An 18,427-nucleotide genomic window follows, 5' to 3' on the forward strand; every position below is an offset into this window, starting at 1 on the left:
CCACACAGGCCATGCCGAAAGTAGAAGGACACACGCCCTGGCTGACCATCACCGACGCGCAGGGCCAGCAATTTTCGGCCATCTACACCCATGACAAAGGCGGCGTGGCCTCAGCGCCCTTCCTGTTCGAAACCGGCCCCGACGACGAAGCCTACTGGCTGTTCAATCCCTTCGAGTTTATCCAGCAGGCCTTCAGTGCACCTGCCATGCCGGTAATTGATACCACCACGGAGAATGGCCGCCGCATACTCACCGCCCACATTGACGGCGATGGCTTCGTCTCGCGGGGGGAATTCCCCGGTAGCCCGTTGGGCGCCCAGGTCATCCAGGATGAGATTCTGTCACGGTATGAGGTGCCCCATACCGTTTCGGTCATCGAAGCGGAAGTTTCACCCGAGGGCCTATACCCGCGCGCCAGTAAAGAGGCGGAACGCATCGCCAGGGCCATATTCAGATTAAATTCGGTGGAAGTTGCATCTCATACCTACAGTCATCCGTTCTTCTGGCAATCGATAGAAGGTGGCACCGCCCCGAGGCTTGAAAACACACTGTATGGCTATTTCATGAACATCCCGGATTACCAGGCTTCGCTTGAACGCGAAATCGAAGGCTCGGTGCGATACATTAATCAACGTCTGGCCCCGGCGAACAAGCCCGTATCGGTGTTCCTCTGGACAGGCGACGCCCGGCCCGGCGCCAATGCCTTGAAACGGGTTCGGGAAGCTGGCCTGGTCAACGTTAATGGCGGCAACACCAAGCCATTGCCCTACGCTTCCGAGCTGGCGGAAACCTGGCCTGACGCCCGCCCCGTAGGCGATGAACTGCAGGTGTACGCACCGGTGATGAACGAAAACGTCTACACCAACAACTGGACAGGCCCTTACTATGGCTTTCGCAATGTGACGGACACTTTCCGCATCCTCGAAGTCAAAGGCCGACTAAAGCCTATGGGCATTTACTACCACTTCTATTCGGGCACCAAACCCGAGGCCCTCGGAGCCTTACATGAGGTCTACAAATACGCCCTAGATCAACCCGTCACACCGCTCTATCTCAGCGACTACGCCAAGCGCGTGCAAACCCTCTATTACTCGGCGTTGCTCAGGGACGATAACGGTGGCTGGCACTGGCGCGGTATTGGCCAACCCCACACCGTCACCATTGAGCAGGACCGGTTTCCCGACCTAGAGAGAAGCACTGGCGTCGCCGGTTTCCACGATGCTGCCGGCCACCGCTACGTGCATCTGACCGGTGATTCGCCCCGCCTGCTCCTGACCGACTCCGCCCCGAAAGGCCCCTGGCTGGCCCACGCCAATGGGGTACTTACCCAATGGCAGCGCGAGCAGGTAGCCGGGAAATGGCGGATAACGCTGGGTTTGCAAAGCCATCGGAACGTGGAATTCACCCTTGCCGGAACCCGCCGATGTACAACCAGCGGCGGTTCGGCACGGATGTCACGGTCGGGTGAACAGGTGCGGATTGTTCTCAGCAGCCGGCAAACAGAATCCCTGATGCTGGAGTGCCAATAGCGTTATGCGTCGGAACAGGGAGTCCTTTTTCAGCTTGCCCGCGCTGGTCCTTATGGGAGCGCTTATCGCGCTGGCGTTGTATCTGCTGTTTCCGCGACAGGCAGTGTTCGAGAACCCGGAGTACCTTGAAACGCCAGACGCCCTTTCCATCGCCTATCTGGAAGTGCTACTGCGTTCGGATTCAGACAACGTTCCCTTACGCCTCAGCCTGGCCCGGGCCCTGAGCACAACCGGCCAACTGGAACGCGCAGACCAGGTACTGGCCCCCTTGATGGCACAACAGACGGTGCCGGAGGAGGCCTTTGAGTTTTACCTGGAACTGCAGGCTCAACGCCTGTTTGCAATCCCAGAAGGCCCCCGGAGGGAGGCCCGGAAAGACCAACTCTTTGCCGACGCCCAGGCGCTGGTCCGCCAATCCTATGAACCGGAACGCATTCTGGAGCTCTTAAGGCCAGCCTCCAGCTGGCTGAGCCAGCCCCGTTACCTGACACTGCTGCAAGGCGTCGAGGACCGGATGACCAGCCCCGGCCAACGGCTTCAACTGGCCCGTGAAATCGCTCGGCTGGAGGAAGCAGAGGGTCGGCCTGGAATGGCTGCAGCGACCTTGCGCCCTTATATTGACACCGTCCGCCCCGAGGCCCGCGATGAGTTCATCGACAACATCATTCGCCTGGAGCTTGCCGGCGGCAATCCAAAAGCGGCGCTGGCACTCTTCAAGCAAAAGCTCCCGGACACCCGGATGTCGGAACCAGCACAGACCGAAGGTATCCGGCTGGCAAGACTGGCTGGTTCGGCTACGGACGAAGCCACCTGGATTCGGCAACGGGCGGACCGGCATCCCGACAACACAGAGTTCCAGCGAGAATTGCTGGCCTTTCAACTCGCCGCCGGGAATCTGAAAGCAGCGCTCAATACTATCCGGAGGCTACAGAAGACACCGGACAGACTCACTCGCGAAGATCGGCAAACCATTGCTCAAGTGCTGGAGTGGAACGGCCTGCCGCAGGAAGCGCTGCCTGTATGGGTGTCCCTCTATCAACAAACCGGTTCCGCGCAAGCCTTTCAACGATCGGTGGATCTGGCGCGCGGGCTCTTCCAGTGGGACACACTGCGAATGCTGTTAACCGAGGGGGCCAGGCAGGAGCGTTTGCAACCGGAAGGCTATATCACCCTGGCCGACGCATTGGTGGGTTCCGGGCGTTTCAATGATGCAAGGGAATGGCTAACGGAAGGCCGATCACGATTTCCCCGGTCCGACACGCTTAGGGAACGACTACTGACGCTGCTGGTTAACCTGCGTGATTTCCCCGCCGCCATTGAACTGCTGGAAAACGAGCCACGGTTATCCGACGCCGACCGCATACAACTGGCCTCTCTTTACTGGCGCACACGGCAACCTGAACGCGCCCTGGCGCTGTTGAATTTCGAGCCGCAAGACCGGCAACTGGCCGAGACAGTTCAAATCATGCGGATGGACCTGGCCAACAGCCTGGGTAGAACCGACATCCTGAAGCGGGATTATGAAAGTCTCCTGGCCAGAAGCGACTCTGAGCTTACGCCGAATTTAAAGGAGCGCCTGCTCAACCTGGCAGCCCTTTTCGAGGACTACCCAAGGGCCCTGTCGTTGAGCGAACATCTTTTCCTTGAAACCGGGGAACCCCGGTTCCTGGCCGCTATCGCTGAATACCAGTTGGCGCTCGGGCAATGGCAGGAACTGGAGCAAACCCTCGAACGCTGGCAAACGGACGTTCCCACTGCCCGCAACAACCCGCGCTACTGGTCACTTCGGGCATTGATTCACCAGCGCAACGACGAGGTCCTGGCAGCAAACGATGCCTACCGCGCCGCGTGGGAGTTGGCACCCGACGATGAGAACCTGATGATCAGTTGGGCCTGGCTGCAACTTGCCAATGCGGAACAGTTCGCCGACACCCTTCCGGCCCTGCTGGCCCGAATCGGTGATACACCTTCTCCCGCCGCCTATCCGGTCCTGGCCTACGGTTACAGTGCCCTGGGCCAGCCAAGACGGGCTCTGAACTGGTTTCGTCAGGGTATGGATACCCGCAGTGATGACATTGAGTGGCTTCTGGCGACGGCAAGACTGCTGGATCAGACCGGTGCACCCGGCACCGCAACCGATCTTCGCCAAAAGGCCGCGAAAAGATTACAGGAAGACCCATCCACCCGCTCCAGCCGCTCCAGCCGCTTTGCGGTGTACAGTGAGGAAGGGTTGCTCAAACTGGCCTGGCAAACCTTGGCGACCTTTCCCCGCAGCGGCGAAGTCGACGACCCTGACCAGAGGGGATTACGCGAAACCCTGGCGTACTTTGCGTCCAATCAGGGTGACACGCTGGTCGCGGAGGCCCTGCTACCGGCACCGGACGGCCGAAACGCAGCGGTGCGCCAACGCATCGGACAAACCCTACGGTCTGCGCCGGAAAACCGCGAACAACAGACAGGCCGCTATGTTCGGCAGCTTGATCGACTCAACAGTCCGATGACGGCGGAACAACAGAGGGTGACGATGCAGGACACGGTAAATCTACACCAGACGTTCAACCGTGCCATTCAAGTGGGCAGCCGCTGGCAGAACCTGGGTAACTTTACCGTTCAGCGCAGCGGGATAACCGGGCAGTTCAGCGAAGACGAGTTTCGCTGGAAATTGTCTGCCAGCACTCTCAAGGCGAGCGATTCCGGGCGACTGATAAGCACCCCCGGTCGCAGCAGTGAGACTTCTTTCGAGGTGGACAGGCGCTCAGGCAATAGCGCCTGGTCGCTATCGGTCAGCCAGTTGCCACGCTACCAGCAGGATGACCTGGCCATCAGCGCTGCCTTCGACCAGCAATGGTCTGACCGCATCGCCTTCGGCGCCGGCTACCATTTCCAGGAACGCACACCGGACAGCGCCGAAGCCTGGTGGCTGACCCGCCGCGACCGCGCCTACGCCAGCGCCAGCTACACCCCTTTCTCCCGGCTTAACCTGAATGCCCAACTTGAGCAACTGACGGTCAACAGCCTGGAGAACGATCAACTGGCGGACGGCTACGGGCTGGACCTGAATGCCACCTACACCATTTTTCGCAATGACCCGGCCTGGATTATCAGCGCCGGTTATCGAAACCAGCAGCTATCCCTGGCCGAAACCCTGCCCTCATCCACCCTTGCGGCACTGGATCAGCCACTGGAAACCGCCAGCCTGCTGACCGAGGAGTATGAACGTATCGGTGTGGGCACACGTTGGTTCCATGGCTCACCCCACGCTCTGTATCGCTCGACACCCTCACCCCGCGCATTTCTCGGTTTGGACGCCGGTTATGTATTATCCACTTCAACGGCGGAAATCGGTGTGGAAGTGGGCCTGGGTTGGCGGGTGCTGGGGGATGATGAACTAGCCTTGTCTGGACGCTGGTCGTCGGAAGGGCTGGACGGCAACGGCCGAACCGAATTCAATCTTACATACACGATTTACCCTGGTCGCTGAAGGAGACCGTTATGAAAACACTACGCCATAGCCTCTGGCTCACCCTGTTACTTCTGGCTGGCTGTTCGGTTATCCAGAGCCAGGAGGGCTCGCCGATTCCGGAGGATGGACAGTTTGCGGTGCTGCCGCTGATCAACCTGTCACAGACACCCCAGGCCGGAGACCAGGCCGCCAGTGTGCTGTCCGCGATCCTGAGAGCCAAGGGCAGCGAAAACGTGACCCTCTACCTGCCCGATGACCGCAACCCCTTGCTGTACGAAAGCAGTGAACGACAGCAAACAGCTCTCGCCACGGCCCGCAACGATGGCGCGGACTACCTATTCACGGGCACCGTGGAAGAATGGCGCTACAAAAGTGGGCTGGATGGCGAGCCCGCCGTAGGCATTACCCTGGAAATACGCAACGCAGACGACAATCGCGTCGTCTGGTCCGGCACCTCGGCCCGCACGGGATGGGGTCGTGAAAGCCTGAGCGTGGCGGCCCATAAGGTTCTGGACGAGCTGGCCAACGCCATGCCACTGATCGAAAGCCAATAATACCGCCTGAGCAACAGGGTTCACTATGGACGAAGCAGAGCAGATAACGGGCGAGAAGGTACGGGTACCCATTGCGCTGAAGTGGCTGGAAACCCTGCTGATTACCGCGTTTTTCCTGGCCTTTAGCGTTTGGCACCGGCCGGATGATCCGTTCTATCTGACGGGAAACTTTCCCTGGCCCGTGCTGGGACCGCTACTGGTAGGCCTGAGGTACGGCTTTTTCATGGCGCTGATTTCAGCCCTGATCATCATCGCCGCCCTGGGTTTTCACTTGCGGTTTGAGATCACCAGCGGCACCCGTGATTTTCCCTACGTGTGGACCACCGGGGTACTCGGCATCAGCCTGTTGGCGGGTGAGTTTCGGGACTACTGGGGCCGCCAGCAGCAAAAACTGGAAGCGAGCAACGACTACCGCGGTTCCCGCCTGGAAGAGTTCACCCGCAACTACTATCTGCTCAAGGTGTCCCATGACCGACTCGAGCAACAACTGGCCGGCAGCTCCAGCAGCCTGAGAGAGGCGCTTAGACGCCTGTACGCGCAGATTGGCGAAGCCGGTCAGGCCGGCCTGAATCAGGAGACGGCCTCATTGATGCTCCAGCTACTGGGGCGTTACGGACAACTGCAGATTGCCGGCATCTACGCCGTCAATAATGGCGTACCCGAACCGGAACCACTGGCAACGGTCGGTCGCTTCCGCAAGGTGGACCTGAAAGATCCACTGCTGCTGCACGCACTGGCGGAACGGAAACTGGTGTCGGTGCAGACTGAGTTCCGCCAGCGTATGGGCGACCTCGACACCGATCTGCTGGCAGCCATTCCCCTGATTGACTCCGAAGATCGCTTTATCGGCCTGTGTGTTATCGAGGCCATGCCCTTTTTCAGCTTCGAGGCTCGCTCGTTGCGACTGCTGGCGATCCTGGCCGGGCACATGGCAGACATCGCCCATGAACACTCGGAAATACAGGCCGGCGGATCACCGGAATGGCGTTACTTCCGGCGCCATCTGGCCCGTGCAGGCCGCGACGCGGAATTCTTCAACCTACCCGCAGCGATGGTGGGCTTGCCGCTGGCCGACAGCCGCAATGGCCAGTTGATTGCCGACCATATTCAAAAAGTCCGCCGGGGCCTTGATGTGATTGCCGAGCATCGGGCCGGCAATCAGCGCTACATCGTTGTTTTGATGCCGCTCACCGATGAACTGGGCCTGGCCGGCTATCTACAACGGCTGGACGACGGACTGAGGGAACAGCTGGGGTTGCATGCCAGTGACCTGGTGACACCGCAAACCCTGCAAGTCCGTAATCGGGCCCAGGCCGATGAGTGGGTGCAGGCCTTCCTGTTCGACAACCAGGGAGAGCACAACCAGGGAAAGAACAGCCATGGCCAATAGCTGGTTTGCACTGCTCGCCCTGGCGCTGGAAACCGGCGGCGTCACCGGACTGCTATCACCCACCGCCGGCAACCTTGAGCTGGCCGCTTACCTGATCGCCCATGCCATGGCCTGTGCGCTGCTCACCCTGATCCTGCTGCCATTGATGCCGTCGCGCTATCGCGGGCAGCCCATTACCACAGGTGTCTTCCTGTTCACCCTGCAGTTTGCCATCCCTTTCATTGGCAGCGTGGGCCTGGTACTGGGCATGTTGCTGGCACTGTATCTACCGCGGTCCAGTCGCGACATACCCTGGCAGGAAGTGGACATCCCCGAACTGCCATTCCAGCCGATCGATATGGATCTACAGGTGGTTTACAGCCAGGGCGGCCTTCGCCAGGTACTGCGCGAAGCCATTAGCACCGACAAACGCCTGAAAGCACTGATGGCCACTCGCCAGATGAACGACCGGGACGCCATTGAAATTCTGCGTGAAGCTCTGAAAGACCCGTCTGACGATGTGCGATTGCTGGCCTATTCCATGCTTGAGCAAAAAGAGAAAACCCTGGCCCAACGGGCCGGCACTCTCCAGCAGTCACTGCAGAACGCCGACGACCTGACCAGTGTTTCCCTTCAGCGGAGGCTGGCACAGGTTTGGTGGGAAATGGCTTATCTGGGCCTGGCCCAGGGCGGCCTGCGACACTACTACCTGGACAGTGCGGGGAAACTGCTACGACGACTGGTGGCCCGACGCTCCCAACACAACGACTGGCGCCTGCTCGGCCGTGTGGAACTCGCCCTGGGTAACATCGACAACGCGGAAGAGGCCTTCCGTTCGGCGCTTGCCGGCGGCTCGTCACCGGAATTGATCATGCCCTACCTGGGGGAAGTCGCGTACCTGCGCCGGGACTTTGCTCAGGTGCGCCAACATCTTTCGGCCTGCCCTCTTGAGCGTTTCCACCCCGCCAACCGACCGGTTATCGAGTCATGGTTATGACATTACCCAAAACCAGCGTAACCCCCAAAGCTGACATCGCCCTGTTGCTGGAAGGCACCTATCCGTTCATCCGGGGCGGGGTGTCCTCCTGGGTGCACCAGGTCATTACCGGCTTGCCGGAATACACCTTCGCCCTGATCTTTCTGGGCGGCGACCGCGCACATTACGGCGAGCAACAGTATGTCCTGCCAGACAATGTCACTCACCTGGAATGCCACTACCTGATGGACACCGAAGCTGCTGGCAAACCCCGGCCACGTCGGGGTAACAAGGCCGCCTTCGAGGCCCAGAAGTGCCTGCACGAGCAGTTCAAGTCCGAAAAGTCAGTACCGCCAGACATCCTCCACAAGGTGTTTGCCGACCTGGGCCAGAAGCAGGGTATCAGCCGTGACGACTTCCTCTACAGTGAAGAAAGCTGGGAGATGATTGACGAGAACTACCGTAAATACTGTACGGAGCCGTCCTTTGTCGACTATTTCTGGTCGATCCGTATCATGCACGCGCCATTGTTCCAGCTCGCCGAAGTGGCGCGAAAGATGCCGGCCGTGCGCATGCTGCATTCCATTTCCACCGGTTACGCGGGCTTGCTCGGCGCCATCGCCAGCGAGCAGCGGGGCATTCCCTTCGCGCTCAGTGAACATGGCATCTACACCAAGGAACGCAAGATTGACCTCTCCCAGGCCCAGTGGATTCACGACCCCACGGACCAGGTCAGCGGTACGCTGAATGAGCAGTTGGGATACATTCGCCGGCTCTGGATCCGTTTTTTCGAGGCCCTTGGACGACTGGCCTACCAGCAGGCGGACCCGATCGTGTCGCTATACCAGGGCAATCAGCAACGGCAGTTTCAGGACGGAGCACCGCCTGAACGTACCTGTATCATTCCCAACGGCATTGAGCCCACCCGCTTCGACGCCGCAAGGAAGGCCCGCCCCGACCACATCCCGAAAGTGCTGGGACTGGTCGGGCGGGTCGTTCCCATCAAGGATATAAAAACCTTTATCCGTGCCATGCGCTCGGTCAGCGAAACCATTCCCGACGTGGAGGGCTGGATCGTCGGTCCGGAAGACGAGGACGAAACCTACGTACGCGAGTGCAAGGAACTGGTGGATAGCCTGGGCCTCAACCAACGAGTGAAATTCCTGGGATTCCAGAACGTCAACGACATTCTTCCTCAGCTTGGGCTGATGGTACTGACGTCCATTTCCGAAGCGTTGCCGCTGGTAATCCTGGAGGCCCACGCTGCGGGCCTGCCCTGCCTGGCTACCGATGTGGGCGCTTGCCGCGAATTACTGGAAGGCGCCAGCGACGAAGACCGTGCACTGGGCGCCAGCGGTGCTGTGGTGCCCATCGCAGATCCTGAAGCGACCGCGCGGGAAGCGGTGCGGCTGCTGTCGAACCCCGAGCAATGGCAACAGGCTCAGAAAGCGGGGCTGGAGCGGGTACAGAAGTTCTATACCCTGGAAAGCATGTTCGGGGCCTACCGCTCCATTTACAACAAGGGGCTGAACGGCTAATGGCAGGCATCGGTTTCGAGATACGCCGCATCCTCAAGCGCGACAGTTTCCTGAACCTGTTCGAGGCCTACGGCCTGGCCGGTATCATCAGCTCCGGCCCCTGGGTGCTGTCGGTGCTCGGCGTCATGATGATCGGGGTGATCAGTTTCACACTGGCGGTATCTGATACCGAGGTGGTTCAGTTCCTGGTATCGGTGACCTACCTGATGGCCGTCTCCCTGACCCTGTCGGGCCTGTTCCAGCACGTCTTCACCCGCTGGGTGGCAGACCGGCTGTACGCCAAGCGCAATGACCTGATCCTGCCCAATTTGATGGGGCTGATCTGGGTCACTACGGTACTGTCATTGGGGCTGGGGTTGATGGCCATGGTGCTGTTCTTCAGCGACACTTCGGTGCTGTACCGCCTGCTGATGCTGGCCAACTTTGTCGTGCTGTGTAACCTGTGGCCGGTGACAATCTTCCTGTCCAGCATGAAGTCCTATCGTCGCATTGTGGTGGTGTTTGCGCTGGGTTACGCCACCGCCGTAGTCAGCTCCATGGTGCTGTCACAATTTGGCCTTGAGGGGTTGCTGGCCGGCCTTCTTCTGGGCCACAGCCTGCTTTTCTTCAGCTTCTTCTACACCATTATCCGGCAGTATCCGGGTGACCACTTCATCCGATTTGATTTTACCCGGCGGCGGCAGATTTTTCCGGCGCTGATCCTCACCGGCCTGCTGTTCAATGCGGCGGTGTGGGCCGACAAATTCATCTTCTGGTTTCACCCGGACACCTCACAGCCTATTATCGCCAGCCTGCGCGCGTCGGTGATCTACGACTTGCCCATCTTCCTGGCTTACCTCTCGATTATCCCCGGTATGGCGGTCTTTCTGGTTCGCATGGAAACCGACTTTGCCGAGGCCTACGAGCGTTTCTACAACGCGGTACGGGAGGGCGACACCCTGGAACGGATCAATCGCTTCCGGGACCAGATGGTCATCGTGGCCCGCAACGGAATCTACGAGATCTTCAAGGTGCAGGGGCTGACGGTCATCGTAATCTTCCTCTGGAGCGAGGAAATCCTGGCGGCCATCGGAATATCCCCTCTGTACCTGCCGCTATTCCACATTGACCTGGTCGCCGTTGGCATCCAGTTACTGTTGCTGGCGATCCAGAACGTGCTGTTCTACCTCGACGCACGAGGCATTAACGTCACTCTTTGTGCACTGTTTTTCTTCGGCAATATTGCGTTTACGTTCATCACCATCGAACTGGGAGCGTCTTTCTATGGCTATGGTTTTGCCGCCGCAGGCCTGCTCGCAGCGCTGACCGGCCTGTGGCTGCTGTCGCGCAAGTTCGACAAGCTGGAGTACGAAACCTTCATGTTGCAGGGACGGTAGCGCATGCTAGGCTGAAATGACCGGCACGTTTTCTTTTGGTTACAGCATTTGACACTATTTTAGGATTCAAGCGATACACGGGCGGAGCGTTCACTCATACTTTGGTTGGGGCGCACAAACCCGGAGTTTGATCGGGCGATCGCGCCAATCCTGGCTTCGAGAAAATCTACTATGCCAATGGGCCGCGAAGACATCGTAGAGACTGAAATTCCGGTATCCCAACTGGCAATAGGGATGCATGTGATTCGTCTGGACCGGCCGTGGGAGGATACCGATTTCCTGCTGCAGGGCTTCATTCTTCAGACTGAGGAAGATGTGCTTGCCGTGCAGCAACAGTGCGAAACGGTCATCGTGGAAGGACGTGTACAAGTCGCTCCAACTGCCGAGAGACACGCGCCGCTGAGCCGACGTAAAACATCAACTAAAACCAGCAAGCCCAACGTTTCTCAACAGCCTTCGGCCATCCCCAAGCGGAAAGTCACCTACGTCAATAAAGTGGACGCCAGCCGAGAAATGGCAACGGCACGGATGAACTATGCCGATGCCAAAGCCACGGCTAAAAACATCATGTCCAGCCTGCGGCTCGGGCGGACCCTGGAAATGAACCAGATCCACCAGGTGGTGGATGATTGCGTGGATAGCGTACTGCGCAACGACAATGCTCTGCTACTGCTCACCAAGATCAAAAACAAGGACGAATACACGGCCGAACACTGCATCAACGTATCAATCCTGTCAGCTGCGTTTGCCAAGCACCTGGGGCTGCTGGAAGGTGAGATTCGCACTGTGGCACTGTGTGGCCTGCTTCACGATGTCGGCAAGATGCGCATTGATGACGAGATCTTGAACAAGCCCGGGGCCCTCACGCCCGAAGAGTTCGCGGTGATGAAAAACCACACCACTTTTGGTCGCGATGTGCTTGCGGCACTCCCCCGACTGGCACACGCGGCCGTTGATGTTGCTTATTCCCATCACGAACGAATGGATGGCAAGGGCTATCCACGAGGCCTATCCGGGCAGCAGATTCCACTGTTCGCGAAAATCGTGGGGCTGGTCGACACCTACGACGCCATCACCAGCTCCCGGGTTTACGACAAGGGGCGGGCGTCCATGGAAGCGTTGCAGATTATCCACCGCAACAAGGGCGCCCAGTTCGATGCGGAGCTGGCGGTGGAGTTTATCCGCATGGTTGGCGTTTACCCGCCCGGATCCATCGTGGAAATGACCAACGGTGAGGTAGGCATCGTAGTGGCCACCCATCCCACCAGTAAACTCAAACCGCGGGTGCTGCTTGTGCGAGACGCAAACAAGCAGCCGCTGGCCATCTTTCGCGAAGCAAACCTGTTAAAAGAAACGCAGGACAGCTCCGGACAACCCTACAAGATTGCCCGGGAAGTGCCGGACGAGAGCTTCGGCATCGTAATGAAGGACTTCATCGAACAGGGCATTCTCAACCGTAAAGCACCGGACGTGTCAGCTTCGGTCGATGACGGCCATGGTGAGTCTTGAGATACAGGTCAGCTTGCCTTCCTCGTTTTCCAGCTTTATTTCCCAGACCTGCGTTGTGCCGCCGATATGAACCGGGCGTGCGGTTCCGTATACCCAGCCCTTGGTAACGGAGCGGATGTGGTTGGCGTTGATGTCCAGCCCCACAGCAATCTGGTTCTCCTTGCGCAAGCAATAATTGGCCGCCATGCTCCCCAGGGTCTCCGCCAACACCACTGACGATCCACCATGGAGAATGCCAAACGGCTGAACCGTGCGTTCATCGACCGGAATCCGGCCAATCACGTAGTCATCACCAATCTCCACGTATTCAATACCCATGGTCTCGACAGCGGTGTTTTTACTGGCTTCGGCCATTTGTTCGAGGGTGGGGATACTGCGGGTCCAGATTGCCATCGACTGCTACCTCCTAGTGTTGTGGGCCCTGTAAGCTGAGGGGCCCCAAAGCTCTTTAGTGTATACAGATAGGTAGCGAACGACCATAGGGTGGGTATCCAATAAACGTATGCCATCAGGCAAGATCAACCACACTCCAAATTGTTATTGATAATCGTTTGCATTAAAGATTATTACTGCTAGTCTTTCAGTGAGTCGATGCAAACAGGAGACGGTGTGATGAGCCGAGCAGCAACTCAACTGGCCGGCAACGCCAGCAGCATTTTTCAGGCGTGGCTGGATCTGAAACAGCAGTCCCGCCACGACACGAAGCGCCCAGCCACCCAGGCCAGTCACTCGACCGGCGTCAGAGCTCTTCCCAGGCCGGGAACGGATCGTTGAGCGTTTGCCAAAACGCCTTCCCTGCCAACAACTGCTCCTGATCCACCAGTAGGTCAGTCACACTTCGCTTTTCTTCTTCCCCAAGGTCTATCTCTGGATTGAGCACAAAGGGAGAAAGCTTGGCTTTCGAGTTTATTATGTTATAACATAACATTAATGTCGAAATCGGCAACTGAATGGGTAATGAAGGGAAAGGGCTGGTCCACAGGTCGCCTTCACCTAGCCGCCATCCACGGTTGGTTCTGGCGCTGGACTGGCTTTGAGCTACCTCTGAAACGCAATGTTATAACATTTAACACAACAAGGAGTTTGGAATGACAATTCAAGACAATTCGAAAGCCGAACGGAATTGGGCTCTTTCAGGCCGTTCATCCATGGCCATCGCCTTTTCCGCCATCCTGATCGCAGGGTGTGGCGGCAGCAGTTCGGATGACGATGATTCCCATGAGCATACCGACATCGATAACGCCGGCCGTCTAGCGCTGTTCGATACTGACGCTAATGCCGTAAAGGTGTTGGACATCGACGACAACGGTCAAACCCTGGCCACGTTTGAACTGACGGGGGAAGCCCCCAGACTGTTCAGCAGCCCCGATAGCCGCTATGGGGTCGTTATTCAGCGTGGCGACGATCTGGTTTCTTTTTTCGACAGTGGTCTGTATACCGAGGACCACGGCGACCACATGCATGATTACGCGGAAACGCCAACCATGCTCAACCTGACGTTGAACGATAACCGCCCCACTCACTACTCGCTGGGCGACGATCGGGGCATCGTTTTCTTTGATGGCTCAGACGCCGCCAGCTCCAAAGTCACCGTGTTCACCGACGAGTCGCTGGGAGGAGGAACCGCCGAAGCCTCCCTGGATCTGGACAACAACATGCACGGCGTTGCCAAACTTGCGGATAGCAAACTGTTCGTTACCTACCGCGATGCCTCTGTCACCGACACCACCTTGCCCAGCCAGGTCGAGCGCTACGATTTCGCCAACGGCGCATTCGCGTTCGAGGAACGCTACAGCGAAACCTGCCCCCGGCTCCACGGTGCAGCGGCCAACGATCACGTTGTCGCCTTTGGGTGCAGCGATGGCGTCCTGGTAATTGATCTGCACGGCGTCTCTTATCCGGCGACCAAGCTTGGCAACCCTGACACCCTGGAAAACGGCAGCCGGATCGGCACACTGGCGAGCCATCACAACGTTGAGGAAATGGTCGGCATTGCCGGTGATCAACTGTTTGTGATCGATGCCGAAGCGGCCACGGATAACTACAGCGAACTCGCGCTTGAAGACGGCGTTGGCCGTATCGCCCAGGGCTTTGATGCCCACGGCGAGGTTTTCTATGTCATGGGCGACGACGGCAAGCTGCGGATTTTCCATCCGTCCGACGAATGGGCCCTGGCCGCAACCCTTGATATCACGCCCCCTCTGGCGGAGACGGATGCGGCTCCAGCCATCGCACAGTCCGCGTCGGAAGACCGCTTGTTCGTGCTGAACCCCAACGATCAGACCATCATCGAGATCGACACGCACGATGGTGACATCGTTCGCACGATCACTCTGGACTTCGCCGCATCCGGACTGGTCTGGCTTGGCTTGCCAGACCACGATCACGATCACGATCACGATCACGATCACGAAGAATGACACCAGAGAACGCTCCATCCGCACACAATCCTGCAGTCAGAGGACCTCTATGACACACCGATACATTGGTGCCAGCGCTCTCGCGCTGGCCCTGTTCCCGCTCGCCACCATCCAAGCCAACCAGGCCAACGAACTGAACCCTGACGTCAGCGTGATCCTGGACGGCTATTACAAACAGAACCAGACGGCCCTGTCACACCGTGATCAAGGCTTTGGTCTTGGTCATACCGAACTGTCCCTGTCTTCGCCCATCGATGATCTGTTCGAGGGCCGTCTGACAGCGGTTCTGGAAGATCACGAAGGTGAAACCGAACTGGAGCTTGAAGAAGCCTTCCTGCAGACCACCGGCATGCCCTACAACCTTAGTGTTCGCGGCGGGCGGTTTCTGTCTCAGGTGGGTTACCTGAACAGTCGCCACCTCCACGAGGACGACTTCGTCGAACGCCCTGCCGTGTATCGAGCCCTGCTGGGAAGCCATTATTTCGACGATGGCCTGCGCCTCAACCTGTTACTTCCCACGCCTTTCTATTGGCAGATTGGCGCTGAGGCCTTTGATGGCGGCAGACTCTCTGAGGGTGACGAAGACATCGGCGTGTATACCGTCAATACACGAGTCGGGGGCGACCTCTCCCGGTCACAGAGTTGGCAGGCGGGCTTCTCGTATCTGAACAACCGTCAGACTCACAGCGAAGCCCACGAGGAGCACGACGACCATGATCATGAGGGAGACCACTGTGGGCACTCTCATGGTGCCGGCTACACTGGCGAAAACCTCTACATCACCGATCTGGTGTGGAAATGGGCCCCCGGAGGCAACAACCGCCAGCAGCAACTGACCCTGAGTGGTGAATACCTGTACGCCGACAACCTGAACGAGCATGCCACCTCGAACGATGTTCATGAAGGGTGGTATGCGTCGGCGGTATACCAGTTCGCCCCCCAGTGGTCCACGGGTGCCCGCTACGGACAGGTGGAACTCCAGGACGCTCACGGCGACCACTTTCATCATCAGGAACTGAAGGAAACGGACGTCATGCTGGCCTGGTCACGCTCGCACTTCTCAACGGTAAGGCTGCAGTACACGCACCAGGAGGCAGAAGGATTTGAGCAAGCCGACAATACCGTCATGCTGCAATACGTAATGAGCTTCGGAGCGCATGGTGCCCATGGATTTTAAGCGGTTACTATCGGGCGTCCTGCTGGGGCTGGTCATAACGCCAGCCCAGGCAACTCTCAACGTGTTTGCCTGCGAGCCGGAGTGGGCAAGCCTTGTACGGGCCCTGGTTCCGGATGCGGACATTCACACGGCGACCACGGCCATGCAGGATCCCCACTATATTGAAGCCAGGCCAAGCCTGATTGCAGCCATGCGACGTGCCGACCTTGCCGTCTGTACCGGCGCGTCGCTGGAGGCCGGCTGGCTTCCAGCTTTGATCAGCAGGGCATCCAACCAGGACGTGCAACCCGGGAAACCGGGATTGTTCTTTGCGGCAGAACAGGTCCACCTGCATCAGCCTCACCAACATGTAGACCGCAGCATGGGCGACGTCCATCCGGAAGGTGATCCACACATCCATCTGGACCCACAACGTGTGCCAGTGATCCTGAATGCACTGGCAGACAGAATCGTTGATCTTGCGCCCGAACAAACCAATGGTATCCGTTTGCGCCAGCAACAATGGAAGGTTCACTGGCATCTGAAAACGACGCAATGGCGTAATGCAGCGAGGCATTTGGAAGGCATGTCTGTGGGGGTTCAACACTCCACCTTCGGATACCTTCTGCGTTGGCTTGGCATTGACACTGCCATTGACCTGGAACCTAAACCGGGGCTGCCTCCAAGCGCATCCCACCTGAGCAATGTGCTTTCAGACCCGGCGATTCCAGAACTGGCGTTGATCCTGATTGCCACTTACCAGGACGAGCGTCCCGCACACTGGCTAGCCGAGAAGGTCGATCTTCCGGTTGAAGTGCTCCCCAGCACCGTCACCAATGACGCGGACACCGATCACCTTGCGGCGCTGATCAGCCACATCATTGGTCGCCTGGAACATTATCGTTCGCAGCGCCCGAACGAGAGTGCCAGCAATGACTAGCTGGTTGTGGCTACTGACACCCCTGGGGGCAAGCATGCTGATGGCCCTGAGCCTGGTCCCCCTGGGCTACCGGGTACTGGCGCGGGGCGTGGTGTTTGCAGACCTGGCGATTGCCCAGTGGGCGGCCCTCGGGTCGCTGGCCGGGATGTCACTGTTACCGGATCACACCGTTGCAGGTCTTCCTGCCAGCGGGCTGTTATTTGCGTTCATTGCCGTCGCGATGGTGCACCTGATTCTGAAATGGGTCCCCGAACACCGCGAGGCCATGATTGGCATTCTCTATGTCGCCGGGGCAAGCTTCGCCACTCTGGTGGTCAGCAACGATCCCCATGGGGCGCAGCAACTGGCCAGGACATTGAATGGGGATCTACTGTGGGTCACCGGCCCGGCGCTGATACCGCTGGTCACCATCACCGGTGCCGTGTTGTTGTGGCAGAGTACAGCGTCGGAACGCACACGCTCGTTGAGCTTTCTACCTTTGTTTGCGGTGGCCGTGACCACGACCGTCAACATGGCGGGAATCTACGTCGTGTTTGCAACCCTGATTGTCGCGCCGCTGATGCTTTGTTTTCTTCGTGGACATGGCCTTTTCGCAGCCGCAGCATACTGTTTTTCAGGACACAGCGTCGGGCTTTGGTTATCCGCCAGCCTGGATATCCCGGCGGGGCCTGCAATCGTGGTTTCTATTATTGCCTGCAGTCTGTTCGGAGCGATCGCTACCCAAAAGCTCCCTTCACTCCGTTCCTCTATATAGCCGGGTGTAGTCATGAATCAACTGCCTGGCCCGGCCCGCACTCACCAGTTTGTACAATCGGTCGGCTATGGCTTCCCGTAACTCAAACGTGTTACACGGTGATGCCTTTGAGAACGTAAAGAATAGGCCCTCCCTGCTGACAGGAGGCTCCAGCGCCTCAAACCGGTCCGCAACACCCAGGCTGTCCAGCTTCACCTGCCCCTGCAGCACTTCGTAGAGAACATAATCCACCCTGCCGGCAAGTGCCATTTTGAAAGATTGCTCGATGCTTCTGACCCCTTCGATTTGAAGGTTGTTGTCTGCGTAACGATCAAAGTTCTGCCCAAAGCTGTTGTTGATCAGCGTGCTGCCGCGCTTCCCCAGCAAGTCCGGCCAGTGGCGGTAGATGAATTCACCACCCTTGGGAACCCAGACAGCCGTGGGGAGATGTGTGATCGGAGGGAGCAGGTAATCCATGTAGCCGATACGCTCTGAGGTAATGAACGCGCCCGCGACCATATCGATATCACCCTTGCGAGCCATATGCTGAACCCGGGCCCAGGACCCCAGGTCCCGGACCACAACCTCCAGCCCCATGGGCTCGACGATTTCCCGTAACAGCGCCGATACGGCACCAACCAGAACCCCCTCCTTCTCTGTGCTTCGCCACAGCAGGGGTGGGTATTCGGGGTTACCACTCACCGTCAGCGTCTTGCAGTCGGTGTCCTCAGACGCCTGGACAGAAACTGGCACGGTCAGCACCCCAGTCCAGACACAAAGCGCACAGAACAGTCGCAACGTTGGTTCAAACAGTTTTTTCAACATCATTCCGCCATGAGTGTTCTGGTGCGATCGCTCGTCCAC

General features: G+C 58.4%; 16 protein-coding genes. 14 read left to right on the top strand and 2 right to left on the bottom strand.

Annotation, left to right across the window (positions count from 1 at the left end; genetic code table 11):
* From AXW11_RS06060 to AXW11_RS06095, 8 genes are all read left to right on the top strand, one after another.
* The coding region (locus AXW11_RS06060) for a polysaccharide deacetylase family protein (protein WP_502690940.1) at positions 1 to 1,529 on the top strand (1,529 nt) is incomplete at its 5' end.
* 4 nt (positions 1,530 to 1,533) lie between these two features.
* The gene (locus AXW11_RS06065) at positions 1,534 to 5,010 is read left to right on the top strand and encodes a tetratricopeptide repeat protein (protein WP_075195443.1); all 3,477 of its coding nucleotides are present in this window, start codon (positions 1,534 to 1,536) and stop codon (positions 5,008 to 5,010) included.
* An 11-nt stretch (positions 5,011 to 5,021) separates the two neighbouring features.
* Entirely contained in the window at positions 5,022 to 5,546 is a 525-nt protein-coding gene (locus AXW11_RS06070) for a hypothetical protein (protein WP_036202378.1), read from the top strand.
* A 25-nt stretch (positions 5,547 to 5,571) separates the two neighbouring features.
* Entirely contained in the window at positions 5,572 to 6,936 is a 1,365-nt protein-coding gene (locus tag AXW11_RS06075; RefSeq protein ID WP_075195444.1) for a PelD GGDEF domain-containing protein, read from the top strand.
* Positions 6,926 to 7,912, top strand: a complete 987-nt coding sequence (locus AXW11_RS06080; protein WP_036202376.1) for a tetratricopeptide repeat protein — start codon at positions 6,926 to 6,928, stop codon at positions 7,910 to 7,912. Before AXW11_RS06075 ends, AXW11_RS06080 begins: the two co-directional genes overlap by 11 nt.
* A complete protein-coding gene (gene pelF, locus AXW11_RS06085) occupies positions 7,909 to 9,429 on the top strand; it encodes a GT4 family glycosyltransferase PelF (protein ID WP_036205546.1) in 1,521 nt (506 codons plus the stop codon). The genes AXW11_RS06080 and pelF overlap by 4 nt, the downstream gene beginning before the upstream one ends.
* Positions 9,429 to 10,805 carry an exopolysaccharide Pel transporter PelG gene (gene pelG / locus AXW11_RS06090; protein ID WP_041333591.1) on the top strand — a complete coding sequence of 459 codons (1,377 nt, stop codon included), beginning with the start codon at positions 9,429 to 9,431 and terminating at the stop codon, positions 10,803 to 10,805. The genes pelF and pelG overlap by 1 nt, the downstream gene beginning before the upstream one ends.
* A gap of 171 nt (positions 10,806 to 10,976) precedes the next feature.
* On the top strand, positions 10,977 to 12,314 hold the full coding sequence (locus AXW11_RS06095) for a cyclic di-GMP phosphodiesterase (protein ID WP_041333588.1): 1,338 nt from the start codon (positions 10,977 to 10,979) through the stop codon (positions 12,312 to 12,314).
* Here AXW11_RS06095 and AXW11_RS06100 read toward each other — a convergent pair.
* Positions 12,279 to 12,707, bottom strand: coding sequence for a hotdog fold thioesterase (locus AXW11_RS06100; protein WP_036202370.1), 429 nt, complete (start codon positions 12,705 to 12,707; stop codon positions 12,279 to 12,281). The two genes, AXW11_RS06095 and AXW11_RS06100, sit on opposite strands and share 36 nt — an antisense overlap.
* A gap of 219 nt (positions 12,708 to 12,926) precedes the next feature.
* Here AXW11_RS06100 and AXW11_RS06105 point away from each other — a divergent pair, with 219 nt between their 5' ends.
* From AXW11_RS06105 to AXW11_RS06130, 6 genes are all read left to right on the top strand, one after another.
* Positions 12,927 to 13,088, top strand: a complete 162-nt coding sequence (locus AXW11_RS06105) for a hypothetical protein (protein WP_159265582.1) — start codon at positions 12,927 to 12,929, stop codon at positions 13,086 to 13,088.
* A 176-nt stretch (positions 13,089 to 13,264) separates the two neighbouring features.
* Positions 13,265 to 13,351: a DUF1826 domain-containing protein gene (locus AXW11_RS06110; protein WP_075195446.1), complete on the top strand. Its 87-nt coding sequence runs from the start codon at positions 13,265 to 13,267 to the stop codon at positions 13,349 to 13,351.
* Between the two features lie 51 nt (positions 13,352 to 13,402).
* A complete protein-coding gene (locus tag AXW11_RS06115) occupies positions 13,403 to 14,734 on the top strand; it encodes an SdiA-regulated/phytase-like domain-containing protein (RefSeq protein WP_258955187.1) in 1,332 nt (443 codons plus the stop codon).
* Between the two features lie 49 nt (positions 14,735 to 14,783).
* On the top strand, positions 14,784 to 15,911 hold the full coding sequence (locus AXW11_RS06120; RefSeq protein WP_075195447.1) for a hypothetical protein: 1,128 nt from the start codon (positions 14,784 to 14,786) through the stop codon (positions 15,909 to 15,911).
* Positions 15,901 to 16,830 carry a metal ABC transporter solute-binding protein, Zn/Mn family gene (locus tag AXW11_RS06125; RefSeq protein WP_075195560.1) on the top strand — a complete coding sequence of 310 codons (930 nt, stop codon included), beginning with the start codon at positions 15,901 to 15,903 and terminating at the stop codon, positions 16,828 to 16,830. The genes AXW11_RS06120 and AXW11_RS06125 overlap by 11 nt, the downstream gene beginning before the upstream one ends.
* A complete protein-coding gene (locus AXW11_RS06130; protein WP_143071132.1) occupies positions 16,823 to 17,584 on the top strand; it encodes an ABC transporter permease family protein in 762 nt (253 codons plus the stop codon). The genes AXW11_RS06125 and AXW11_RS06130 overlap by 8 nt, the downstream gene beginning before the upstream one ends.
* Here the strand turns inward: AXW11_RS06130 and AXW11_RS06135 are convergent.
* Positions 17,564 to 18,427 carry a substrate-binding periplasmic protein gene (locus AXW11_RS06135; protein ID WP_256713585.1) on the bottom strand — a complete coding sequence of 288 codons (864 nt, stop codon included), beginning with the start codon at positions 18,425 to 18,427 and terminating at the stop codon, positions 17,564 to 17,566. The two genes, AXW11_RS06130 and AXW11_RS06135, sit on opposite strands and share 21 nt — an antisense overlap.

Origin of the sequence: Marinobacter sp. Hex_13 (assembly GCF_001566815.1) — a bacterium.
Taxonomy (GTDB): Bacteria; Pseudomonadota; Gammaproteobacteria; order Pseudomonadales; family Oleiphilaceae; genus Marinobacter; species Marinobacter salarius.